General features: G+C 67.9%; 24 protein-coding genes. 8 read left to right on the top strand and 16 right to left on the bottom strand.

Annotation, left to right across the window (positions count from 1 at the left end):
- Positions 1–285: 285 nt before the first annotated feature.
- From OH799_RS12390 to OH799_RS12415, 6 genes are all read right to left on the bottom strand, one after another.
- Complete coding sequence (locus OH799_RS12390) at positions 286–858, bottom strand: adenine phosphoribosyltransferase (protein ID WP_406279570.1); 573 nt, start codon at positions 856–858, stop codon at positions 286–288.
- A gap of 37 nt (positions 859–895) precedes the next feature.
- Positions 896–2,617, bottom strand: a complete 1,722-nt coding sequence (locus OH799_RS12395; RefSeq protein WP_406279573.1) for an ABC transporter substrate-binding protein — start codon at positions 2,615–2,617, stop codon at positions 896–898.
- A 20-nt stretch (positions 2,618–2,637) separates the two neighbouring features.
- Positions 2,638–3,873 carry a protein translocase subunit SecF gene (gene secF, locus OH799_RS12400; RefSeq protein WP_406279576.1) on the bottom strand — a complete coding sequence of 412 codons (1,236 nt, stop codon included), beginning with the start codon at positions 3,871–3,873 and terminating at the stop codon, positions 2,638–2,640.
- A gap of 7 nt (positions 3,874–3,880) precedes the next feature.
- A complete protein-coding gene (gene secD / locus OH799_RS12405) occupies positions 3,881–5,539 on the bottom strand; it encodes a protein translocase subunit SecD (protein WP_406279579.1) in 1,659 nt (552 codons plus the stop codon).
- Between the two features lie 117 nt (positions 5,540–5,656).
- Positions 5,657–6,052, bottom strand: coding sequence for a preprotein translocase subunit YajC (yajC, locus tag OH799_RS12410; protein WP_406279582.1), 396 nt, complete (start codon positions 6,050–6,052; stop codon positions 5,657–5,659).
- A 181-nt stretch (positions 6,053–6,233) separates the two neighbouring features.
- A complete protein-coding gene (locus tag OH799_RS12415) occupies positions 6,234–7,724 on the bottom strand; it encodes a flavin-containing monooxygenase (RefSeq protein WP_406279585.1) in 1,491 nt (496 codons plus the stop codon).
- Between the two features lie 119 nt (positions 7,725–7,843).
- Here OH799_RS12415 and OH799_RS12420 point away from each other — a divergent pair, with 119 nt between their 5' ends.
- Together OH799_RS12420 and OH799_RS12425 are read left to right on the top strand one after the other, a co-directional pair.
- On the top strand, positions 7,844–8,446 hold the full coding sequence (locus OH799_RS12420; RefSeq protein WP_406279588.1) for a TetR/AcrR family transcriptional regulator: 603 nt from the start codon (positions 7,844–7,846) through the stop codon (positions 8,444–8,446).
- Positions 8,447–8,573: 127 nt separating this feature from the next.
- Positions 8,574–9,155 carry a DivIVA domain-containing protein gene (locus OH799_RS12425; protein ID WP_406279591.1) on the top strand — a complete coding sequence of 194 codons (582 nt, stop codon included), beginning with the start codon at positions 8,574–8,576 and terminating at the stop codon, positions 9,153–9,155.
- 68 nt (positions 9,156–9,223) lie between these two features.
- Here the strand turns inward: OH799_RS12425 and ruvB are convergent, their stop codons facing one another.
- The 5 genes from ruvB to OH799_RS12450 all read right to left on the bottom strand — a co-directional run bounded on the left by ruvB (position 9,224) and on the right by OH799_RS12450 (position 12,782).
- Positions 9,224–10,306 (bottom strand): Holliday junction branch migration DNA helicase RuvB, encoded by a 1,083-nt coding sequence (ruvB, locus tag OH799_RS12430; RefSeq protein WP_406279594.1) that lies wholly within the window; start codon positions 10,304–10,306, stop codon positions 9,224–9,226.
- Between the two features lie 6 nt (positions 10,307–10,312).
- Positions 10,313–10,918, bottom strand: coding sequence for a Holliday junction branch migration protein RuvA (gene ruvA, locus OH799_RS12435; RefSeq protein ID WP_357261133.1), 606 nt, complete (start codon positions 10,916–10,918; stop codon positions 10,313–10,315).
- On the bottom strand, positions 10,915–11,484 hold the full coding sequence (gene ruvC, locus OH799_RS12440; protein ID WP_357261130.1) for a crossover junction endodeoxyribonuclease RuvC: 570 nt from the start codon (positions 11,482–11,484) through the stop codon (positions 10,915–10,917). The genes ruvA and ruvC overlap by 4 nt, the downstream gene beginning before the upstream one ends.
- Before the next feature lie 113 nt (positions 11,485–11,597).
- Positions 11,598–12,020, bottom strand: coding sequence for an acyl-CoA thioesterase (locus tag OH799_RS12445; protein WP_406279598.1), 423 nt, complete (start codon positions 12,018–12,020; stop codon positions 11,598–11,600).
- 246 nt (positions 12,021–12,266) lie between these two features.
- Entirely contained in the window at positions 12,267–12,782 is a 516-nt protein-coding gene (locus OH799_RS12450) for an O-acetyl-ADP-ribose deacetylase (protein ID WP_406279601.1), read from the bottom strand.
- Positions 12,783–12,993: 211 nt separating this feature from the next.
- Here OH799_RS12450 and OH799_RS12455 point away from each other — a divergent pair, with 211 nt between their 5' ends.
- Positions 12,994–14,427, top strand: a complete 1,434-nt coding sequence (locus tag OH799_RS12455) for an alpha/beta hydrolase (protein ID WP_406279604.1) — start codon at positions 12,994–12,996, stop codon at positions 14,425–14,427.
- A gap of 56 nt (positions 14,428–14,483) precedes the next feature.
- Here the strand turns inward: OH799_RS12455 and OH799_RS12460 are convergent, their stop codons facing one another.
- Positions 14,484–15,464 carry a GlxA family transcriptional regulator gene (locus OH799_RS12460; RefSeq protein ID WP_406279608.1) on the bottom strand — a complete coding sequence of 327 codons (981 nt, stop codon included), beginning with the start codon at positions 15,462–15,464 and terminating at the stop codon, positions 14,484–14,486.
- A 70-nt stretch (positions 15,465–15,534) separates the two neighbouring features.
- Here OH799_RS12460 and OH799_RS12465 point away from each other — a divergent pair, with 70 nt between their 5' ends.
- From OH799_RS12465 to OH799_RS12480, 4 genes are all read left to right on the top strand, one after another.
- Positions 15,535–16,497: an NADP-dependent oxidoreductase gene (locus OH799_RS12465; protein WP_406279611.1), complete on the top strand. Its 963-nt coding sequence runs from the start codon at positions 15,535–15,537 to the stop codon at positions 16,495–16,497.
- Positions 16,498–16,538: 41 nt separating this feature from the next.
- Positions 16,539–16,745, top strand: a complete 207-nt coding sequence (locus OH799_RS12470) for a DUF5988 family protein (RefSeq protein ID WP_327119245.1) — start codon at positions 16,539–16,541, stop codon at positions 16,743–16,745.
- Positions 16,746–16,857: 112 nt separating this feature from the next.
- Positions 16,858–17,217: a metalloregulator ArsR/SmtB family transcription factor gene (locus OH799_RS12475; protein WP_406279615.1), complete on the top strand. Its 360-nt coding sequence runs from the start codon at positions 16,858–16,860 to the stop codon at positions 17,215–17,217.
- Positions 17,214–17,717, top strand: coding sequence for an SRPBCC family protein (locus OH799_RS12480; protein WP_406279619.1), 504 nt, complete (start codon positions 17,214–17,216; stop codon positions 17,715–17,717). The genes OH799_RS12475 and OH799_RS12480 overlap by 4 nt, the downstream gene beginning before the upstream one ends.
- Here the strand turns inward: OH799_RS12480 and OH799_RS12485 are convergent.
- From OH799_RS12485 to OH799_RS12495, 3 genes are all read right to left on the bottom strand, one after another.
- Positions 17,714–18,466, bottom strand: coding sequence for a YebC/PmpR family DNA-binding transcriptional regulator (locus OH799_RS12485; protein WP_357261107.1), 753 nt, complete (start codon positions 18,464–18,466; stop codon positions 17,714–17,716). The genes OH799_RS12480 and OH799_RS12485 overlap by 4 nt on opposite strands.
- Before the next feature lie 111 nt (positions 18,467–18,577).
- The gene (gene pdxT, locus OH799_RS12490; protein ID WP_406279623.1) at positions 18,578–19,228 is read right to left on the bottom strand and encodes a pyridoxal 5'-phosphate synthase glutaminase subunit PdxT; all 651 of its coding nucleotides are present in this window, start codon (positions 19,226–19,228) and stop codon (positions 18,578–18,580) included.
- Between the two features lie 91 nt (positions 19,229–19,319).
- Entirely contained in the window at positions 19,320–20,141 is an 822-nt protein-coding gene (locus OH799_RS12495; protein ID WP_406279626.1) for an acyl-CoA thioesterase, read from the bottom strand.
- Between the two features lie 126 nt (positions 20,142–20,267).
- Between OH799_RS12495 and OH799_RS12500 the strand changes: the two genes are divergently transcribed.
- On the top strand, positions 20,268–20,894 hold the full coding sequence (locus OH799_RS12500) for a hypothetical protein (RefSeq protein WP_406279629.1): 627 nt from the start codon (positions 20,268–20,270) through the stop codon (positions 20,892–20,894).
- Positions 20,895–21,086: 192 nt separating this feature from the next.
- Here the strand turns inward: OH799_RS12500 and OH799_RS12505 are convergent, their stop codons facing one another.
- Positions 21,087–21,821: an SDR family oxidoreductase gene (locus OH799_RS12505; RefSeq protein ID WP_406279631.1), complete on the bottom strand. Its 735-nt coding sequence runs from the start codon at positions 21,819–21,821 to the stop codon at positions 21,087–21,089.
- Between the last annotated feature and the right edge of the window lie 67 nt (positions 21,822–21,888).

Consider the following 21,888-nt stretch of genomic DNA (forward strand, 5'->3'; position numbering starts at 1 on the left):
TGCGACGGATACGCGGCGCGCGAAAGCGGGCCGCCCGAATGGCTACCTCAGAAGAGCAACGGCATGATTCCGATCAACGGGGATAAGACTCGTTCAGGTTACGCACAGCGTCGGCTCCTGCGCCAGTGATTTTCGGATCACACCGATCTGGATGGCCGCACGGTCCGGCGCCACCGCGGCGCCAGCTGCTTCACCGGCTTGCCGCGTGGCTTCGACTCACGACCGACACAGAACCGCTCAGGAGTCGCTCTCGCCGTCCTGTGCGGAACCCTCGGGAACCAGCGCTCAGATCTGCACGATCGAGGTCAGCGGGTAGTCTCCCTGCCGCACCCGCCCGTCGAGAAAGGTGAGCTCCAGCACCACCGCGGCGGCGGCGACCTCGGCGCCCGCCTGCTTGAAGAGCTCGGCGGCGGCGGCGAGGGTGCCGCCGGTGGCGAGAACGTCGTCCAGCAGCAGGACGCGGCGGCCCTGCAGATCTATGCCGTCCGCGGGGATCTCGAGGGCGGCGGTGCCGTACTCGAGGCTGTATTCCCGGCTGATCACCGGTGGCGGAAGCTTGCCCGCTTTGCGGATCGCGAGGACGCCGGTGCCGAGGGTCGCGGCGACGCCCGCTCCGAGCAGGAAACCGCGAGCGTCGATGCCCGCCACCACGTCGGCGTCGGGCGCGCACGCGGCCAGGCAGTCGATGACCGCCCGGAAGCCCTCGGGGTCGGCGAGCACAGGGGTGAGATCGGCGAAACGGACCCCGGGTGTGGGGAAGTCATCGTGCCAGCGGGTCAGGCGATCGACCAACTCCGCGGCCTTGGTGGACCGTTCGGCGGTTATGTCTTCGGACTCGATCGCCGCGTGCTTGCTCATCGACACCTCTCCATGATCACATCACCCACACCGTCTGTCACCGCTCGAGCACCCACCGGTCCATATTCCAGCCGGACCCCGCCTGGGTGGGACCTGCGATCCCATTTCGCAGCCCCGTCCCGAAAGCGATGAGGCGCGGGGTGGCGAACAACGGAATGCTCGGCAGCTCCGCCCACAGCAGGTTCTCGGCATCGGTGAGCAGATTCAGCTGTGTGGTCGAGTTGTCGTCGGCCGCAAGCTGATCGGTGATGGCATCGTAACGGCCGTTGCCGAACCGCCCGACATTGAGCCCGCTACCGGTGCGCAACGCGCTGGTCGCGGCAACACCACCCATCGATCCCGCCGGACCAGGCGCCGACGCGGTGCTGCCCAGGACCGCGTCGACCTTGCCCTCGGTGAGCTGAGCCGGGGTGAAATCGGGCGCCCCGGCGTCCACCACGGTGATACCTGCCGGTTTGCAGGCATCGGCGATCATCGAGACGGTCTGCGCGCGGCGATCGTCCGGACGCAGGTAGCCGATTCGTACGGTCGGGTTCGGCGCACCGGAGGTGGCGATCGCCTTGGTCGCGGCGGGCACGTCGCCACCGGAGAACTTGTCCGCCGCCCCTATGACCGCCGGGTAGAAGAGCGAATCCTGTTGCACGATATGCGCGTTCAGCGGGCCGGCGCCGAGCCCTGCCTTCGGCGCGTCCGGCACCTTGCCGAGCTTGTCGAACAAAGCCTGCCGCGGCAGGCATAACGCGAACGCGCGTCGCGCGTCGCGCGAACCGAACACCCCCCCGGTCGCGAGCACCAGCTGCTCGACGCCACGGCCGGGCACGGTCTTCACCGAAAACCTGTTCAGATTCAGGTCTTTCACCGATCCCGCGCCGACATCGACCACACCGACGGCGCTGTCGCCGATCTTCTGCTTCAGGTCGACGGTCTTGGGCCACACCACGATCCGACCGGTCGCCGGCTTGTTTCCCCACCAGCGCTCGTTGGCGACCAGCACCAATCCGTCCTCCTGGCTGAAGGATTCGACCCGGTAGGGCCCCGACGACGGGAACCGGGACAGATCCAGATCGCCGCCGGCCGGGATGGCCCAGCCGGTATTCCAGAACTCGGCGAGCCTGCCGACGGCGTTCGGATCACCGGACTGCAAGGCGGACACCACATTGGGAACGTTCGCCACCCGCGCGGCGACATGCGCGGGCATCAGCTCGCCTGCCGTGAACAGATTGCGCCACGCCAGGTAATGCCGATCGGGCCGGAACACCACGGTGGCATCCCGCGAGCCAGGCTGGCAGTCGACCCGCTCGATGTCGGCGTAGCCCGCGGTGCTCGCGGCGTCGAAGAGCGGAACGGTACCGCGCTCACCGGGTTTGGTGAATCGCCCGCTGCGAGCAGCCCAGGCGAGCACCAGGTCGTCGCACGAGGTGGGCACGCCGTCTGAGTACACGCCGTCCGGGTTGAGGCGGTACTGGATGGTCTGTGCCTCGCCGGGCACCTCTTTCGCGGTGCCGAGGTCGGTATCGGCGACCTGCTGGCCATCCGGCCCGGTGTAGAAGAAGCCGGTCAGCACGCGCGCGAAGACCGCGTCGGATCCAGAACTCGCCCCGAGCGTGCTGCCACCGTTGTAGGTGGCGATGGTGGCGTCGATCGCGTAGCCGATGGACGGCACCTGGTTCTTGCTGGAGCAGCCGACCACCAGCCCGGCGGCCAGGGTGCCCGCAACAAGCGCTCCGATCAGTCGTACCGCCCTGCCTGGGTGTCGCATGGAACCCCCTTGCCCTGTTGTCAGTGCCGCTTCTTGTGCCGTTTCCCGCTCGGTCGCGCGCCGGGCCTTGGTGCCTGCCCGGCTGGGCGCTGCCTGCGCGGCGGCTCGTCGAAGTCCCGGCCCGACGCCATGGTCGCCCGACGCTCGGCCGCGATCCCGGCGCGGGCGCCCGCCACGCCGGCCCGCTTGGCCAGAACCTTCTTGGTGTGCGCCGCCACCGGTCCCCAGCGCTCCTTGATCGACACCAGCAGCGGCGTCGCGAAGAAGATCGAGGAGTACGTGCCGATCAGCAGACCGACCAGCTGCACCAGCGCCAGGTCCTTGAGGGTGCCGACGCCGAGCATCCACACCGCGATCACCATCAAGCCGACGATCGGCAGGATGCCGATCAACGCGGTGTTGATCGAGCGCATGAGCGTCTGGTTCACCGCGAGGTTGGCCTGCTCGCCGTAGGTGCGCCGAGTCAGGTGCAGGATGCCGTGGGTGTTCTCCTCGACCTTGTCGAACACGACGACCGAGTCGTAGAGCGAGAAGCCGAGGATGGTCAGAATGCCGATCACCGTCGCCGGGCTGACCTCGAATCCGACGATCGAGTACACGCCCGCGGTGACGGTGACGTCGAAGGCCAGCGCGGCGAGCGCCGCGATGGCCATGTGCGGCTCGAATCGGACCGCGATGTACACCGCGACGAGCACGAGGAACACCGCGAGCGCGATGAGCGCTTTGCGGGTGATCTGGCTCCCCCACGTCTCACTGACGTCCGAGGTACTGATCGCGGCCCTGCTCGGGTTGCCGATCTTGTCCTTCGGCTGGAACTTGGCGAACAGCGCGTTGTTCAGCGCTTCCACCTGGTTCTGGTTCAGGGCCTCCGATCGGATCAACATGGTGGCGGAGCCGCCGGTGCCGACGGTCTGCACGGACACCGGGTCGGTGCCGATGGTCCCGCGGTAGACGTCCTCGACCTGACCGGTGGTCGCTGTCCCAGCCGGGAACTGGATCCGTGAACCGCCCTCGAAGTCGATGCCGAAGTTGAATCCGCGGAAGATGATGCTGCCCAACGAGATCAGCACGATAGCGGCGGTTATCAGGTACCACATCCGCCGCTTGCCGATGACATCGATAGCGCCGGTGCCGGTGTAGAGCCGGTTCAGGAAGCTGTGCTTGGGCGGTTCCGCGTCGGTGACCGCCGCGAACACATCGGTGATCTCGGTCGCGTTCGGCTTGCTGAGCGACGAGGTGGTGTGGCTGTTGGTCATCGCGTCCTCACGCCTTCCCGAGGGCGGCCTCGGCCGCCTTCCGCTCGCGGGCGATCTGCTGGATCGCTCCCAGGCCGTTCACCGACGGTTTGGACCAGAACGCGGTCCGCGAGGCGAGCAGCACCAGCGGCGAAGTCACCAGGAATACCACGACTACGTCGAGGATGGTGGTGAGGCCGAGGGTGAACGCGAAGCCCTTCACCTGGCCGACCGCGAGGATGTAGAGCACCGCCGCGGCGATGAAACTGACCGCGTTGCCCGACAGGATGGTGCGGCGCGCGCGCTGCCAGCCACGGGGCGCGGCGGAACGGAAGCTGCGGCCCTCGCGCATCTCGTCCTTGATGCGTTCGAAGAAAACCACGAACGAGTCCGCGGTCATGCCTATGCCGATGATCAGACCGGCGATACCGGCGAGGTCGAGGGTGAAGCCGATCCAGCGGCCGAGCAGCACCATGATGCCGTAGACCGCGAATCCGGACGCCACCAGCGACAATCCAGTGACGAACCCGAGCATTCGGTAGTAGAACAGGCAGTAGAGCAGCACAACGACCAAGCCGATCGCCCCCGCGAGCAGACCCGCCTTCAGCGAGGACAGGCCCAACGTCGCGGAGACCGTCTCGGCCTCGGAGGTCTGGAACGACAGCGGCAGCGAACCGTACTTCAACGTGTTCGCCAGCTCCTTCGCCGTGGTGGCGGTGAAGTTGCCCGAGATCTGAGTGCGGCCACCCTGCTGCGGGCCCTGCTGCACGACCGGCGCGCTGACCACCCTGGAGTCGAGCACGAACGCGACCCGCTTGTAGACGTACTCGCCGGTGAGCGCGGCCCACGCGTCGCTACCGCCGGACTTGAACTCCAGGTAGACCTCGTGCCTGGCCTGCTGTTGATTCAGGCCCGAACTGGCGTCCTTGATCTCTTGGCCGTCGATGCGGCTCTTGTCGAGCAGGAACACCTCGGCGCCGTCGGTCGAGCAGGTCACCAGCGGAAGGGATGGATCGTCGTTGCCCGTGAGCGGATCGGCCTTGGCGCAGTCCAGCGCGGCCAGCGCGGCCTGCTGCACGGACGGATCGGCGCTCTGCCGGACCGCCTTGGCCGCCTGGATCTCCTTGGTGGCCTCCTCGGTGGGAGCGAGGTTGGGATCGGGCGCCGGGGTCGGCGCCTGCGCGGGGAACACGCGCTGCTGCGCAGCGGGTGTCTGCTCCGTTTGCGGAGCCTCCGGCATACCTGGCTCGGTGCTCGGCGGAGGCTGTGCGCCCGGCGTTGTCTGCGGTGTCGCGCCGCGGCCCGCCGCGGGCACAGCCTGCAGCACGGGGCGGATGTAGAGCTTGGCGGTGGTCGCCAACGCGCGCGCCTGTTGCCCATCGTCGCCAGGCACGGTGATCACGATGTTGCTGCCGTCGATGACGACCTCGGAGCCGGAGACACCGAGTCCGTTGACCCGGTTCTCGATGATCTCCTGCGCCTTCTTCAGGCTGTCCTGGCTCGGCTTGCTGCCGTCCGGTGTGCGCGCCGACAGCGTGACCCGGGTACCACCCTGCAGGTCGATGCCGAGCTTGGGTGTCGGGGACTTGTCACCGGTGAAGAACACCAGCGCATAGACCACAGCCAGCAGCGCGGCGTAGACACCGAGCAGCCGGAGCGGGTGCGCCGATCCCTGGGAAGGTGGCACAGTACGTCATCTCCTAGGCGGAAAGTCGAGGATGGAACAGGCGGGCATGCACCAACGCCGCCGGGTGCGCGGACGGGTAGCCGCGGCGACATCCGGCGCGCAGGCACACCGAAAGAATCAGTCCTTGGTCAGCCGGGTCTCGGTCTGCTCGGCGGATTCCTCGAGGGCGTCTGTCGCGTCCGAGCCGGTGGCGTCGGTGCCGGTCTCTTCGGCGCTCACCTCGTTGTCGGCACGCCCCTCGTCGTTGGTACTCACCTCGTCGTCGGCGCGCACCTCGCGGATGGCCTGGCGCAGCCACGTGGTGACCACGTCCTCGGCGATCTCGAGGTCGACCGTGGTGTCATCGAGTTCGACCACGGTGCCGTACAGCCCCGACGTGGTGACGACCTGGTCGCCGACCTTCAGGCTGTCCTGCATGGTCGAGACCTTTTCGGCCTCCCGCTTCTGACGGCGGACACCGAGGAACATCGGCACGAGCAGGGCTACCAGTAGCAGCGGAAACAGAAGTTCCATCGTCGAAGTCAGTCCCTAGTGTTGTGGGTGGGATGGACAAGTACCCACACAGTCTGCCAGTTCGTCGCGCAGGCGCCACACCCGCACGCCCGCTGCGCAGCTACAACGCCCCGTCACACACCGAATCGCCGCTGGAACCTCTCCGGGCGGCCGGACGGTGTGTGAGGGTTCCTCGGTGCGCTCAGGCGGTCGTGCCGTAGACGTAGTCGTCGAGTGGGAAGCTGACCGCTTCGCGGTGGGCGTTGAGGGTGCTGGTCGGACGCAGCAGGGCCGCCTCGCCGTGCGGGTTGAAGTAGTAGCTGCGCGCGGTGGTGCAGTCACCTCCGTAGAAGACCGAGGAGCCGAGCTTGGCGGTCACGCGGTCCAAGAACTCGGCGTTGGCCCGCTCGGTCACCTCGAAGGTGGTCTCGCCACGGCGCCGCAACTCACCGAAGAGCCTGCCCATGTGCTTCATCTGCGCTTCGATGGTGGTGAAGTAGGACAGTCCGCTGTAGGAGTACGGGCTGTTGAGGCTGAGGAAGTTCGGGAACTTCGGCACCGTGATGCCCTCATAGGCCTGGAAGCGGTTGTCCCGCCAGAACTTTCCGAGATTCACTCCGTCGCGGCCGACGATCTCGATGGCCGGGAAGTTCACGTCCCACAGGTTGAAGCCGGTGGCCAGGATCAGTGTGTCGATCTCGGTCCGGTGCCCGTCGGCGGTGACGATGCCGTCGGCCTCGATGTGGTCGATCGAGTTCGTCTCCAGCCGCACGTGCGACTGGTTGAACGTCGGGAAGTAGTGGTTGGAGAAGGTGGGCCGCTTGCAGCCGAAGTCGTAGTGCGGCGTGAGCTGCTTGCGAGTCTCCTTGTCCCGCACCGACGCCCGTAGGTGCGCCTTGGCCAGCACGCCCGCGGCCTTGTTCATCAGCTTGGCCTGCTTGAAGTGCAGCACGCCGACCACCATCAGGGCCTCGAGCAGGCTGGTGTTGACCAGCCGTGCGATCTTCTGCGTGGCGGGGACGCGCTCGAACAGCGTCCGCACCGGGGCGGGAATGGCGGTATCGATCTTCGGGACCACCCAGATCGGGGTGCGCTGGAAGACAGTGAGTGCCTGCGCCTTCTCGGCGACCTCGGGCACCAGCTGCACGGCGGTGGCACCGGTACCGATAATCGCGGCCTTGCGGCCGGTGAGGTCGACGTCGTCCGCCCACGCTGTGGTGTGGATGATCTTGCCCGCGAACGAGTCGATGCCGGGAAACGGCGGGGTGTAGGGCTGGGAGAGGAAGCCCGTCGCGGTGAGCAGGTATCGGCCGGTGAGGGTGTCACCTCCCGCGACGGAGACCACCCACTGCTGGTGCTCTTCGTCCCAGCGGGCGCCGTCCACGACGGTGCCGAACCGCATTCGACGGCGCAGGTTGTACTTAGCGGCAACGTGCTCGGCATACTTCTTCAGTTCCGCGCCCGGCGCGAACAACCGCGACCAGTGCGGATTCGGCTCGAACGAGTACGAGTAGGTGACCGAGGCGATGTCCACCGCCAGACCCGGGTAATGGTTGACATGCCAGGTGCCGCCGAGGTCGTCCTCCCGCTCGAGGATGACGTAGTTGCTCGAGCCGAGCCGATCGAGCTCGATACCGGCCCCCATGCCACCGAATCCCGCACCGACCACGACCGCGTCGTACTGAGGCGCCACGCCGAACCTCCTGGTAGAACCGAACTCGCAGAATGACACATCATTCCGTTTGCGACGAATGTATCATCGTGCGGGTGACGAAGCCATCCCCACGAGCGACCCGGCCCGCAGGAAGTGCCATGCAGCGACGCAAAGCCGAACTGCGCCGGGAGATCATCGACACTGCCTTCGTCTGTTTCGCGGAAAAGGGCTATCACGCCACCGGTATCGCCGACATCGCAGGCCAGATCGGCATCGGGCACGGGACCTTCTACCGCTACTTCAGCAACAAGCGCGACATCATCGACCACGTCATCGACGACCTGGCCGCACGCATCATCGATGCCCTCGGCACCGAAAACGCCCCCGAGGCCGCGACCACGTTGGACGAATACCGCGCCCAGATCGACCGCATCGGTGTCGCCCTCACCGGAATCCTGACCGCCGACCGCCGGGTGGCGCAGCTCCTGCTGTTCCATGCCACCGGCATCGACGATGAGCTCACCCAGCGGCTCTACGGCCTGCTCGACACCGCCGACACGCTGACCGCGGGATATCTCGACCACGGCGTCGAACTCGGCTATCTGCGTGCCGACCTGGACACCGCTAACACTGCGCGAGCAGTGACGGGCATGCTGATCGCGGGCATCGTCCACTCGCTGCGCGACCCGGACGAGTCGGCGATCGCCGCGCTGAACCAGGCGATCCGCCGCCTTCTCGTCGACGGAGTCCGCAAAGACTGAGCACGTCGGCAAGCCCCCGACTCCGCCCTGGGAGCCAGGGCAAGGGAACGTGTCGGCCAGGACACGCCCTCATCGCAAAGGCCAGGGAATTCGAAAAGTAGCGGACCGGTGCACCGAGCCTGACAGAATGTCGCGCGTGACACCCGAGGATGTGAGCCGGATCAGTTTCGCGAGCCCACCGCTCAGGCATCGCGGCTACCACGCGGACGAGGTGGACGCTTTCCTCGATCTCGTCGCCGCGACACTGGCCGGGCGGGGCGCCCTCGCCGCCGACGACCTGCGGCGCGTCACCTTCGACGCACCCGGCACCGGAGAGCGCGGATACCGCGCCGACCAGGTCGACGAATACCTCGACCAGGTACGGATCGAACTCGAGTTCCGCCAGCACGGCGACCGGCCGGTTCCCGCCGCGAGCGGCGACGGTCACCCGTTGCTCACCCCCGAGGACGTGCGCCGGATGCGGTTCACCCCGGCCCCGGTCGGGCGGCGCGGATACCACGAGGAAGAGGTCACCGCGTTCCTCGATCTGGTCGCCGCGACCCTGGCGCACGGCGGACCGGGAAGCCTGACCGTCGCCGACGTCCGCTCCATCCACTTCACCGACGCCCGCCTCGGAACCCGCGGCTACCAACGAGACGAGGTCGACGCCTTCCTGGACCTAGTCATCACCGCGCTACGACGCACCCGTCGCCCCCCGCGTCACAGCTGATGCGTACTCGCACCGGTCGCGGGCTGCCACGCACGGTGTAAGGAGCAACGTGGTGGTACGAAGAACGGTCAGTCGAAGAGGTCCAGGGTGGGCTGAGGCTCGCGGCCGCGGACTTCAATAGAGCCGAAGACCAGGTCGGATGGTGGAATCAGGCCCAGGTGTTCCCAGGCGGCGGCGGTGGCGACGCGGCCGCGGGGCGTGCGGGCGACCAAGCCCGCGCGAACCAGGAACGGTTCGCATACCTCCTCGACGGTGGCGGCCTCCTCCCCCACCGCGACGGCGAGGGTGGACACGCCGACCGGCCCGCCACCGAAACTGCGGACCAGTGCGCCCAGGACCGCGCGGTCGAGACGGTCCAAGCCGAGGACGTCGACGTCGTAGACCTCGAGCGCGGCATGCGCGATGGGCCGGGTGATCAGGCCGTCGGCACGGACCTCCGCGTAGTCGCGGACCCGGCGCAGCAGGCGGTTGGCGATCCGGGGCGTTCCGCGCGAACGGCCCGCGATCTCGGCCGCCGCGTCCTCGTCCATGCCGACGCCGAGGATGTGCGCCGAACGCTGCAGGATCCGCAGCAGCTCACCGGCCTCGTAGAAGTCCATGTGCCCGGTGAATCCGAAGCGGTCACGCAGTGGACCGGTCAGCGCTCCGGATCTGGTAGTGGCCCCGACCAAGGTGAACGGCGCGATGTCCAACGGAATGGAGGTGGCGCCGGGACCTTTCCCGACGACCACGTCCACCCGGAAATCTTCCATCGCCAGGTAGAGCATCTCTTCGGCGGGGCGGGCGATGCGGTGGATCTCATCGATGAACAGCACGTCACCCTCGACCAGGTTGCTGAGCATGGCGGCAAGGTCGCCCGACCGTTCCAGCGCGGGTCCCGATGTGAGTCGCAGCGCGGTGCCGAGTTCAGCGGCGATGATCATCGCCATGCTGGTCTTCCCGAGGCCGGGCGGCCCGGACAGCAGGACGTGATCCGGCGTGCTGCCACGCTGTTTGGCGCCGCGCAGCACCAGCGCGAGCTGTTCTCGGACTCGGGGCTGGCCGATGAAGTCGTCCATCGATTTCGGGCGCAGACTCGCCTCGATCTCGCCATCGGACTTCAAATAGCTTGCGCTCACCTGCGATTCGGCAGGTTCCTCTGCGTACTCCATAGCGCCTTACCGGTTCTTGCCGAGCAGGCCGAGCGCTGCCCGCAGGGCGGCGGAGGTATCGGCGGCAGGCCGGTCGGCCAGCACGGCGTCGACCGCCTGTTCGGCCTGTTTGGCGGCGAAGCCGAGGCCGATGAGCGCCTCGACCACCTGATCGCGCACCGGCGTCACCACCGGCGCGGGAGCGGATCCGGGCGGACCGGACTGCACCGGGACGAGATTCACCTTGTCGCGCAGTTCCACCACCATGCGCTCGGCGCCGCGCTTGCCGACACCGGGCACCCTGGTCAGTGCGGCAACGTTGCTCTCGGCGAGCGCCTTGCGCAGTGCTTCGGGTTCCAGCACGGCCAGCACCGCCATCGCGAGGCGGGGGCCGACGCCGGAGACGGTCTGCAGCAGACCGAACAGGTCGCGAGCCTCGGTGTCGGCGAAGCCGTACAGCGTCATCGAGTCCTCGCGAACAATCATCGCGGTGAAGAGCCTGGTCTCCGCACCACGGGTGAGTCCGCCGAGGGTGGCCGGAGTGGCGTTGAGCCGGTAACCGACGCCCGCCGCCTCGATCACCGCATGGTCGAGTGCGATCTCCAGCACCTCACCGCGTACCGACGCGATCACCCGTGCACCGCCTTCCGCTGTTCCGCAAGCCGTTCCCTGTACCGCCGCTGCGCCGCGGCCGCCTTGGCCTCGGCCGCGGCCATCCGCTCCAGCAGCGGCGCCCGCCAACAATGGCAGATGGCCAGCGCTAGCGCATCCGCCGCGTCGGCGGGCTTCGGTGCCGCCTGCAGACCGAGGATGCGGGTGACCATGGCGGTCACCTGCTTCTTGTCCGCGGTGCCGTTGCCGGTGACCGCCGCCTTCACCTCGCTGGGGGTGTGGAACGCCACCGGGATGCCCCGGCGCGCCGCGGCGAGCGCGATCACCCCTCCCGCCTGTGCGGTACCCATGGCAGTACGGACATTGTGCTGGGCGAAGACCCGTTCGATCGCGACGGCCCCTGGTTTGTGGGTGTCCATCCAGTACTCGGCGGCGTCGGCGACTTGGAGCAAGCGTTGGGCCAAGTCCATGCCCGCGGGGGTACGGACCACGTCTACGTCCAGGGCGGTGACCTTCCGCCCCAGCCCGCCCTCGACGATGCTGAGGCCGCACCGGGTGAGCCCGGGGTCGACGCCCATCACCCGCACGAAAACCCCTCTCACAGGACACGAACAACTGTTCGAGAGTTTAGCGGAGGCTTAGTGTTTCGTGCTCCTGCGACACGGCGCCGGCAGAGCCGTGCGTGATGGCTTTCCCGCGCTCAGTGCGGTAGCCCGAGCAACTCGGGGCAACTCGCCCTGGCGGCCCACTCGCGGGCCGGTTCGGCGATCAGTCGCCGCGATGCCAGGTCGAGCAGACCGCTGACGTTGGTTACGGTCGCGGCGACCACGCCGTCGGCACGGGTGAGGACGTGCTCGACCCGGTAGGTCTTGCCCTCGCCCCAGCGCCAAGTGCACGACACGTCTACCGCATCGCCGCCACGTAGTTCAACCTGGAAACTGATCACCGTCTCCAGGTTGACCGGCCCGAATCCCGACGCGATCAGCTCGTCGACGGAAACGCCCGCCGCCTGGACGCACGCGAATCGCGAGTGGTCGGCGAATTGATGGTAGGCCGCACCGGTGACATGTAACTGCGGATCCAGATCGGAAACCCGGACTTCGATACGGGTACTGAAGGACATGGCGCGGACTATGCCACCCGGCACCGACAGATTCTGGCGTCCGCCGACATGCCGGATCACAACCACGGGGCCCGACTACGGCGGGTGACCCGACCCGTGCCACACCGAAGCCGACGACGCCTCGTGGTTCGCCGCCGAGCACAGCCTGAACCTCGCTGCACCAGCACAGCCCGCCTGATCGCCGCAGTGGCACCGCCGATAAACCCGACTGCGCCGAAAACCTGCGCCGACGAGGCGAACCACGAGTCAGCTGTCGGAAACCTGCCGCGCGAACGCGGCGTAGGCGGACTCGTCGAACAGGACGAAGCTGACCTCCGACACCGCCGAGTCGGTCGAACACACCGTGTTGACGGCGATCCGCGCACCGTCGTCCATCGGCCAGCCGAAGATGCCGGTGGAGATCGCCGGGAATGCGACCGTCCGCGCACCCAATTCGTCCGCCACGCGAAGAGATTCCCGATAACACGAGGCCAGTAGCGCCGAGCGGTCCTCGGCAGCCGACCACACCGGGCCGACCGTGTGGATCACCCAGCGGGCAGGCAAGCGACCCGCCGTGGTCGCGACCGCCGCTCCGGTCGGTAATCCCCTGCCGTATCGCGATGCGCGCAGTCGGCGACATTCGGCGAGAATCTCGGGTCCGCCACGCCGATGAATCGCGCCGTCGACTCCCCCACCTCCGAGCAGCGACGAGTTCGCCGCGTTCACCACCGCGTCGGCCTTCTGTTCGGTGATATCCCCGCGCACGAGCACAAGTCCGGTCATGTCCGCATTCTGCCTCGACCGCGGCCTGCGGCACGACAAGTCGGATCCGTCATCGCCGCCATCTGGGCGCTCTTCGCACCCGCACTTGTTACTCGCAGCCGCGATGGACAAGTCAAGAACCGTGCGGGCAGGCGTGCGAGGACAGCCTCCACCCAGGTTCGCTGGAGCCGATTCACAGCGGGTCTCGAGAAAGTGTCTCGACAATGCCAAGGTGCCCGTACTCGCCGCTCCTCCGACTCCTGCTCCACCGCAGCTTTCGCCAACGAATCAGAATCTGAACTATCAGAACGCCTTTCATCACGGGATCTCGCTGTTACACGGCTGGTTACCGCTGATGGTCGAGGTGCTCGCCGTGCTGTTCCTAGTGCTCGCCGTCGCCCGGCGCACCAGGAAGTGGTGGCTGATCCAGCTGCCGGTGTGCGTGCTGGTCGGCGTCGTGGGGGCGCTTGCCGCGAGATGGTATGTGACGAACGAGGGGCTGGCATCCGACCCTGCGCCCGCCCTGTTGTGGGCCTGTGTCGGAGGCACGGCCACGGCGTCGGGGGTGGCGATCCTCGGCTGGCGCGGCACGCACTGGTGGCGGCGCGGGGTCGCGATCCTCGCCATTCCGCTCGCGCTGCTGAGCACCGGGATTGTGCTCAACCAGTGGGTCGGCTACTACCCCACCGTGCAATCAGCGTGGGGCGCGCTGACCGCGGGCCCGCTGCCGAACCAGACCGACATGTCGGCGCTGCCCGTCCTGCGGAACACCACCGTCGCCGACGGCAGAGTCGTGCCGGTGCGAATTCCCGACTCCGGCAGCAACTTTCCGCACCGTACCGAGTACGTGTACCTGCCGCCTGCCTGGTTCGCCGGACCGACCCCGCCCGCGTTGCCCGTCGTGATGATGATCGGCGGCGAGTTCAACACCCCGGCCGACTGGATCCGCAGTGGCCAGATCATGCCCGCCGTGGACAGGTTCACCGAGGCGAACGGCGGGCGCGCCCCGATCCTCGTCTTCGTCGACTCCAGCGGAAGCTTCAACAACGACACCGAGTGCGTCAACGGTCCGCGCGGCGACGCCGCCGATCACCTGACCAAGGATGTGCCCGGCTACATCGAATCCCAGTTCGGCGCCTCCGCCGATCCTGCGCAGTGGGCAGTGGTGGGCTGGTCGATGGGCGGCACATGCGCGGTCGACCTCGCCGTTATGCACCCCGAACTGGTCCACACGTTCGTCGATATCGCGGGCGACCTCGGCCCGTCCTCCGGCACCAAGGACCAGACCGTCTCCCGCCTCTTCGGCGGTGACACCACCCAGTGGGCGGTTTTCGACCCGCTCACCGTCATGGCCGCCCACGGTCCCTACACCGGCATCGCGGGCCTGTTCGACGACCTCACTCCGCCGCAGCGCTCGCGAGGAGGCAATCACGGGCCCGTCGCCGACGACGACACCGCCGGCATGGGCGGTCACGACGGAGTTCCCGATACCGGCGAGGTCGGGGCCGCCGAGAAACTCTGCGCCACGGGACAAGCGGTCGGCATCGACTGCACCATCCACACCAGCCAGGGCGGCCACACCTGGCAATTCGCCTCGGCCGCGTTCACCTCGGCGCTGCCGTGGATCGTCGCCCGCGTCGGCCTGCCCGTTCCCGCCGCGACCTGACCCGCGCCACCACACCTGATGTCCACGCAGTCGATCACCGGTCAGGCCGGGACCGTTCAGCTCGCCGCGACGGTGGCCCCGGCACGAAAGGTGCGCCGATAGGCCTGCGGGGACACACCTATCGACTCGTACAGGTGCTGACGCAGGGAGGTGCCGGTGGCGAATCCGACCTCTCCGGCGATGCGGTCGACCGTCAGTTCGGTGGATTCCAGCAGGTGCCTGGCGCGGAAGACACGTTGCTGGATGAGCCAGCGACCGGGGCTCATCCCGACCTCGTCGCGGAAGCGGCGGGCGAAGGTGCGCTTGCTCATCCGCGCTCGGACGGCCAACTCGTCGACGGTGACCGGGTGCGTCAGGTTCTCCAGCGCCCACTGCCTGGCGGCGGCGGTCCCGGGCGACGTCTCGCGCGGGACGGGCTGCTCGATGTACTGCGCTTGGCCGCCGTCGCGCCACGGCGGGGCGACGCAGCGGCGCGCGACCGCGTTCGCGACGGCGCTGCCGTGATCGCGACGCACCAGGTGCAGGCACAGGTCGACCCCCGCCGCCGCGCCCGCTGAGGTGAGGACATCACCGTCGTCGACATAGAGCACGCCGGGATCGAGGCGCACGCGCGGGAAGGCGCGGCGGAACACCTCGGCCTGGTTCCAATGGGTCGTCGCCGGACGGCCGTCGAGCAGTCCGGCGGCTGCGGCGACGAAGGCTCCGGTGCAGATCGCGACGATCCTGGCACCCGGCCGGATGCGAGCGAATGCGTCGAGCACCGGCCGCGGCAACTCGCCGCCCAGAGTCATGGAGATGTCGCAGGCGGGCAGGGCAACCGTGTCGGCGGTCTCCAGTGCGCCGCTGTCGTGCGCGACGGCGATGTCATAGTCGGCTGAGGTGCGCACCGGGCGGCCATCGATCGAGCAGGTGCGGATTTCATATCTGCCTGCGGCACTGCCGAACACCCGGTTCGGGATGCCGAGTTCGAAGGGATACACCCCGTCCAGGGCCAGCACCACCACTCGATGAGGTGCGGCCGTGTTTACCACGGTCATGGCGCGATCATATCGAAGAATGGCAATTGTGCCATTTTCTCTGCGGTCCCCGAGCGGCAAGCTGGTATCCATGATCGAGACCGACACCACCGCGACCATGCGGGCTATCAGTCAGAATGTCCTCGGCGGCCCCGAGGTGCTCACCGAAGTACAGCTCCCACAACCGGTTCCGGGCCCCGGCGAGATACTGGTCCGGGTGCGCGCGGCCGGGCTCAACCCGACCGACTGGCGACACCGCGCCGTCGCCGGGTTGTTTCTGCCCGAGCCGCCGTTCGTGCTCGGCTGGGACGTGTCGGGCGAGGTAGCGGCCACCGGCATCGGCGTCACCCTGTTCCGCCCGGGCGACGAGGTCTTCGGCATGCTTCCCTACCCGAATGGCCACGGCGCCTTCGCCGAGTACGCCGCCGGCCCCGCCCGCGCCTTCGCCCACAAACCGGCCGGCCTGGACCACGTGCAGGCCGCCGCGATTCCGCTGGCCGGGCTCACCGCGTGGCAAGCACTGGTAGACACCGCCGAGCTGAGCGCCCGGCAGCGGGTGCTGATCCACGCGGCGGCCGGTGGCGTCGGCCACTTCGCCGTGCAGATCGCCAAGGCGCGGGGCGCGTACGTCATCGGCACGGCCAGCGCGCCCAATCACGATTTCCTGCGCGGGATCGGCGCCGACGAGGTGATCGACTACCGCGGCACCGAGGTCGCCGAGGTCGTCCATGATGTCGACGTGGTGTTGGACTCGGTCGACGACGAGAACAGCATCCGTTCGCTGCGCACCTTGCGTCCGGGCGGGCTGCTGGTGACGCTGCGCGCCTTCGGGACCGTCGATATCGCGGCCGAGGCGAACGCGCTCGGCGTGCGCGCGGTCCGAATGCTGGTCGAAGACGATCACGCGGGGATGCGCGCGCTCGCCGAGCTCGTCGATTCCGGCGCCCTGCGCCCGACGATCTCCGGAACTTTTTCTTTCTCGGAGGCGGCGAAAGCGCATGCTTTGGGCGACACCGGCCGCACTGTGGGCAAATTGGTACTCACCGTCCCCTGAATTTCCCACGATCCGAGCAGTAGCGCTTCTACCATCCGAGGATGAGCAATGTTGTGAAGGCTGTCCTCGAGGGCGGGCCGCAAGACTTGCCCGCACGCATCGTCCCGATCACTCCGCCGGGGATCGAGCTGAAAGTCCCGTTCCGGGGCGGATACGAACACTTCAAGGTCACCCAGCGAGAGCAGGACACGCCCGAAGGGCGACTGCCGGTCTACGAGTGGTGCGATCGCACCAAGATCGCGGAGTGACGCACCCTCCCTTTCCGCACCGGCGGTAATCACCGACCGGTCGCGAAACTTCGCCCGAGCTGTCTCACGACCACCATGGACAAAAGCGTAACCACATGGTTACGCTTTTGTCGTGGACGAGGTGGCAGGCGCGATCGCCGATCCGGTTCGGCGGGAGATCATGGAGATGCTGCACGGAACCCGGCTCACCGCAGGCGCGGTCGCGGAGCATTTCGCGATCAGCAGGCCCGCCGTCAGCAGGCACCTGCGTGTGCTGCGCGAAAGCGGGCTGGTCCGGGACGAACTCGTCGGTAGGCAGCGGTTCTATGTGCTCGACACCGGGCCGTTGACCGCCCTCACCGAGTGGCTCGACCGATTCCACCGGCCCGCCGCCTGGGCTCACCACCTCGACGCACTCGAGACCGAGGTCTACCGGACCAGGCGCGAGCGCCGCTCCGGCGACCAGGACGCGACAAGGGAGAACACGGCATGACGAAGCGACCCACCGGGCGACTGTTTCCCGCGGAGGCCGGAAAGGACCTGGTGCTGATCCGCACCTACCGCGCCCCGATCGGGGACGTGTGGGCCAGCGTGACCGAATCCGACCGCACCGCACGCTGGTTCGGCCCATGGGTGGGCGAGCCGGGACCCGGGCGAACGATCAAGGTGCAGATGGCTTTCGAAGACGACCAACCGTGGATGGAGCTGCACATCGACGCGTGCGAACCGCCGCACCGGCTGGCGATGTCGGCGATCGACGACGCGGGCGCGTGGCGGCTGGAGGTGGTACTGGCCGAGGTCGCGGACATCACAGAACTACGGTTCAGCCACCACCTGCCCACCGACACCGAAATCGCCCAGCTCCCCCAGGTCGGCCCCGGCTGGGAGTACTACCTGGACATGCTCGAAGCGGCCCGTTCCGGCACGGACCGCCCCGATTTCGGCGAGTACTACCCCGCGATGCAGCAGTATTACGAGCAGCTGTCCGACTAGTCGTCCAGCTGGGCGAGCACCTCGTCCGAAATATCGACGTTGGTGTAGACGTTCTGCACGTCGTCACTGTCCTCGAGCGCGTCGACCAGCTTGATCACCTTGCGGGCGCCATCGGCGTCGACCGCTACGGACACCGACGGCTGAAAGCCGGACTCGGCAGAGTCGTAGTCGATGCCCGCGCTCTGCAGGGCGGTGCGCACGGCGATCAAATCACCGGGCTCGCTGATGATTTCGAAGGACTCATCGAGGTCGTTGACTTCCTCTGCGCCCGCGTCGAGCACCGCCATCAGCACGTCGTCCTCGGACAGGCCGTTCTTCTCCAGAGTGACGATGCCCTTGCGGTGAAACAGGTAGGACACCGAGCCCGGGTCGGCCATGTTGCCGCCGTTGCGCGTCATGGCGACACGCACCTCTCCCGCGGCACGGTTGCGATTGTCGGTAAGGCACTCGATCAGCACGGCGACACCGTTGGGGCCGTAACCCTCGTACATGATCGTCTGCCAGTCGGCGCCGCCCGCCTCTTCGCCGCCGCCGCGCTTGCGGGCGCGCTCGATGTTGTCATTGGGGACCGACGCCTTCTTCGCCTTCTGGATGGCGTCGTACAGCGTCGGATTGCCATCCGGGTCACCGCCACCGGTCCGGGCCGCCACCTCGATGTTCTTGATCAACTTCGCGAACAGCTTGCCGCGCTTCGCGTCGATCGCAGCCTTTTTGTGCTTGGTGGTGGCCCATTTGGAGTGGCCGCTCATTCCCCTACTTCCTTCAGGTCGGTGGCACTTCTGGTCGTGTGTCCGGTACCGGCACAGCCGGGCGGACAACTCCCCCAGCTTACTCGGGCGTCCACGACGGCCCAGCCCCGGCTAAGCCGCCCGGACCAGCTCGACGAACATCCGGTGTACCCGCAGATCGCCCGTCACCTCGGGATGGAACGACGTCGCGAGGACGTTGCCTTGCCGTACCGCCACGATCCGCCCGGCTGCCGGACCGTCCGGCACAGTAGCCAGCACGTCGACGCCCTCACCCACGCGCTCGACCCACGGCGCCCGGATGAACACCGCCCGCACCGGGCCGCCCTCCAGTCCCGCGAACCGCAAATCGGTCTCGAAGGAATCGACCTGGCGGCCGAACGCGTTGCGCCGCACCGTCATATCTATCCCGGACAGGTGCTTGGCGTCCGGGCGGGTGTCGAGCACCTCGGAGGCGAGCAGGATCATGCCCGCGCACGACCCGAAGGCGGGCATCCCATCGCGCAACCGCGCGCGCAGCGGCTCCAGCAGTTCGAATGCCTCCAGGAGCTTGCTGATCGCGGTCGACTCACCGCCGGGCAGCACCAGCGCGTCCACGGCGGCGAGTTCGGATTCGCGACGGACCAGCACCGGTTCGGCACCGCAGTGCGTGAGCGCCGCGACGTGCTCCCGGACGTCGCCCTGCAGCGCGAGCACACCGATGGTGGGACGGGACTGCGCCCGTCCGGCGTCGGCGGCGGATGCGGCGACCGAGGAAGCGTTCACGCCGGAAAGCTTACGAGCCGCGCCGTTGTGGGCCCGCTCACGGTCGCCGCCCGGGGTTTCCGTCACCGCCCGTGAGAACGGCGGACGCCGGTCAGCTCTCCCGCAGCGTCCGAATGAGTCCTTCCTGGACCACGGCGGCGACCAGCCGTCCCTCGCGGGTGAAGATCTTGCCGCCGGTCAGGGCACGGCCGAAACCCGCCGAGGGAGAGGCCTGATCGTAGAGCAGCCAGTCGTCGGCGCGGAATGGACGAAGGAACCACATGGCGTGGTCGAGCGACGCGGTCTGGGTCGGCTCGTGGGGGTGGATGACCTTAGAGGAGCCGAGCAGCGTCATATCGCTCATGTACGCGAGGGTGCAGACGTGGAACAGCGGGTCGTCGGGCAGTGGGTGCCGGTAGCGGAACCACACCTGCTGCGGGGAGACCACACCGTCGCGGCGAGACACGTTCTCCTGCGGCACCATACGGATGTCCCAGTGTTCCCACTCGCGCATCGCCCACAGAAGCTCGGGACTCATCGAGGTGCTGGCATCGGGCAACTCTTCGGGCGCCTGTACCTCGGGCATCACGTCCTGATGCTCGGGACCCTGATCGCCGACGTGGAACGAGGCCGACATGGTGAAGATCGCGGCACCGTCCTGGATGCCGGTCACCCGCCGGGTGCAGAATGAGCGGCCGTCGCGGATCCGTTCGACCTGATAGACCGTTGGCTCCTGCGGGTTGCCCGGCCGCAGGAAGTACCCGTGCAGCGAATGTACCTGGAACCGGGGCTCCACCGTCCGGACCGCCGACACCAGTGCCTGGCCGGCAACCTGTCCGCCGAACGTGCGTGCGAGCTGGGTCTTGGTGGACGCGCCACGGAAGATGTCCCGCTCGAGCCGCTCTATCTCCAGCGCCTCTTCGATTGTCGCCATGCGCTGAAGGTTATCCCGACGGACCGCCGCGCCGTCCCTCGGCCGTCGGCGGCCCCGGCACGGGCCCGTGCCACTGCACGGTGACCGCCATGTCGGCGGCGACCCCGCGTTTGCTGAGATGGACAGGTGCCGCGTTTTCTGCCGACCACCCGCCATGGACTCGTCGACCGGGTGATCCGCCACATCCTGACCACACACACCTACACGGTGATCGCCATCGATGGCGCGGACGCAGCCGAGCCTGTCGCGTTCGCCGACCGGGTCGCCGCGGCCCTGCGCGACACCGGCCGATCAGCCGCCGTGGTCTCGGTGCACGACTACGTACGACCCGCCGCACTGCGCATGGAGTTCGGCCGTACCGACGAGATATCTTATCGCACAGCGTGGTTCGACTTCGCGGCGCTGCGCCGCGAAGTGGTCGATGCGCTGCGCGACCACGGCCGATGGCTTCCGGCTCTCTGGGACGAAGCCTCCGACCGCTCGGCGCGCACGACGATCCGCACGGCGCCGCCCGAGACCACAATCGTCATCGCGGGCCCGATGCTCTCCGGCCGCCACCTCGACGCGGACCTGACCGTCCGACTTGACATGTCCGAGGCAGCCCTCCGGCGCGGAACCCCACCCGAAGCGGAATGGACAATTCCCGCACTGCTGCGGCATGACCGCGAGAATCCTTACACACCAACATTTTTCGTTCGATGGGATCATTCCGACCGCCCTGCGCTACGGGTTGATGAGGACAGTGTGGGATAGGACTCCTCGCGCAAGGCTACCGACTTCCCCGGGTTTCGAGACTCGCCTCGTACCAGCCATTCCTGGACCGACGTCGACGCCCGGACCAACTATCTCCGTCTCCACCCTCACTGCCTTCTGCCACCACCTGACAGCGCACGTCGCCCGCGCCCAGACACACTGCGGTCAACCGACGAACAGCGGGCAGGCCGGTCAGACCAGGCGGTGGCCGCCGTCGACGTGCAGCACGGTGCCGGTGATGAACGGGTTGCGCATGACGGCGAGCATGGCGTGGGCGATGTCGTCGGGTCGGCCGATGCGGCCGAGCGGCAAGCGCGCGGCGAGCTGCCGGTGGCGTTCGGTTTTCGCGGGGCCGGCGATGATGTCCCAGATCGGGGTGTCGACCCAGCCCGGGGAGATCACGTTGACACGGACAGGGCCGAGCTCGATCGCCAAGGCGTAGCCGAGCGAAGCGAGGGCGCCGTTGACGGCGGCGATCATCGCGCCGCCAGAAGCTGGGCGGTAGGCGGCGATACCGGAGGTGAAGGTGAGCGAGCCGCCGGAGACGAACCGCGCATGTTTTGCCAGCAGGGTGGGGCCGATCAACTTGGTGGAAATCAGGCTGCTGGCCTGGTCGGCGTCGAAGGCGGCCACCGGCTGGTAGGCGCCGGTGACGTCGGCGGCGGTGGCAACGACGTGATCGACCGGTCCGACGTCGGCGAACAGACGGTCGAGGTCGGCTTCGCGGGTGATGTCGGCGACGGCGGTGTGCACCGTGCCCGGCCTATCAGCAAGGGCCTGCTCGGCGGTGGCGAGCCGTTCGGCCGAGCGGCCAGCGATGGTGACCTCCGCACCGTCGGCGACGAGCGCGGCGGCCAAGGCGAGTCCCATGCCGGAACTGCCACCCACAATGAGGACGCGTTCCAGCGTTGTCGTGCTTACTGTCATGCCTCCAGCCGACCATCGAAGCGGCCGAGTGTCTATGTCGCACTGCCGAACTCGCGTTAGTCGTGAA

The organism is Nocardia sp. NBC_00881 (assembly GCF_045207455.1).
Taxonomy (GTDB): Bacteria; Actinomycetota; Actinomycetes; order Mycobacteriales; family Mycobacteriaceae; genus Nocardia.

Bases quoted from the DNA above. Each gene is read 5' to 3' on its own strand.
- OH799_RS12390 (WP_406279570.1), bottom strand. From the start codon at position 858: ATGAGCAAGCACGCGGCGATCGAGTCCGAAGACATAACCGCCGAACGG.
- OH799_RS12395 (WP_406279573.1), bottom strand. From the start codon at position 2,617: ATGCGACACCCAGGCAGGGCGGTACGACTGATCGGAGCGCTTGTTGCG.
- secF (WP_406279576.1), bottom strand. From the start codon at position 3,873: ATGACCAACAGCCACACCACCTCGTCGCTCAGCAAGCCGAACGCGACC.
- yajC (WP_406279582.1), bottom strand. From the start codon at position 6,052: ATGGAACTTCTGTTTCCGCTGCTACTGGTAGCCCTGCTCGTGCCGATG.
- OH799_RS12420 (WP_406279588.1), top strand. From the start codon at position 7,844: ATGCAGCGACGCAAAGCCGAACTGCGCCGGGAGATCATCGACACTGCC.
- OH799_RS12425 (WP_406279591.1), top strand. From the start codon at position 8,574: ATGTCGCGCGTGACACCCGAGGATGTGAGCCGGATCAGTTTCGCGAGC.
- ruvB (WP_406279594.1), bottom strand. From the start codon at position 10,306: ATGGAGTACGCAGAGGAACCTGCCGAATCGCAGGTGAGCGCAAGCTAT.
- OH799_RS12445 (WP_406279598.1), bottom strand. From the start codon at position 12,020: ATGTCCTTCAGTACCCGTATCGAAGTCCGGGTTTCCGATCTGGATCCG.
- OH799_RS12450 (WP_406279601.1), bottom strand. From the start codon at position 12,782: ATGACCGGACTTGTGCTCGTGCGCGGGGATATCACCGAACAGAAGGCC.
- OH799_RS12460 (WP_406279608.1), bottom strand. From the start codon at position 15,464: ATGACCGTGGTAAACACGGCCGCACCTCATCGAGTGGTGGTGCTGGCC.
- OH799_RS12465 (WP_406279611.1), top strand. From the start codon at position 15,535: ATGATCGAGACCGACACCACCGCGACCATGCGGGCTATCAGTCAGAAT.
- OH799_RS12470 (WP_327119245.1), top strand. From the start codon at position 16,539: ATGAGCAATGTTGTGAAGGCTGTCCTCGAGGGCGGGCCGCAAGACTTG.
- OH799_RS12480 (WP_406279619.1), top strand. From the start codon at position 17,214: ATGACGAAGCGACCCACCGGGCGACTGTTTCCCGCGGAGGCCGGAAAG.
- OH799_RS12485 (WP_357261107.1), bottom strand. From the start codon at position 18,466: ATGAGCGGCCACTCCAAATGGGCCACCACCAAGCACAAAAAGGCTGCG.
- OH799_RS12495 (WP_406279626.1), bottom strand. From the start codon at position 20,141: ATGGCGACAATCGAAGAGGCGCTGGAGATAGAGCGGCTCGAGCGGGAC.
- OH799_RS12505 (WP_406279631.1), bottom strand. From the start codon at position 21,821: ATGACAGTAAGCACGACAACGCTGGAACGCGTCCTCATTGTGGGTGGC.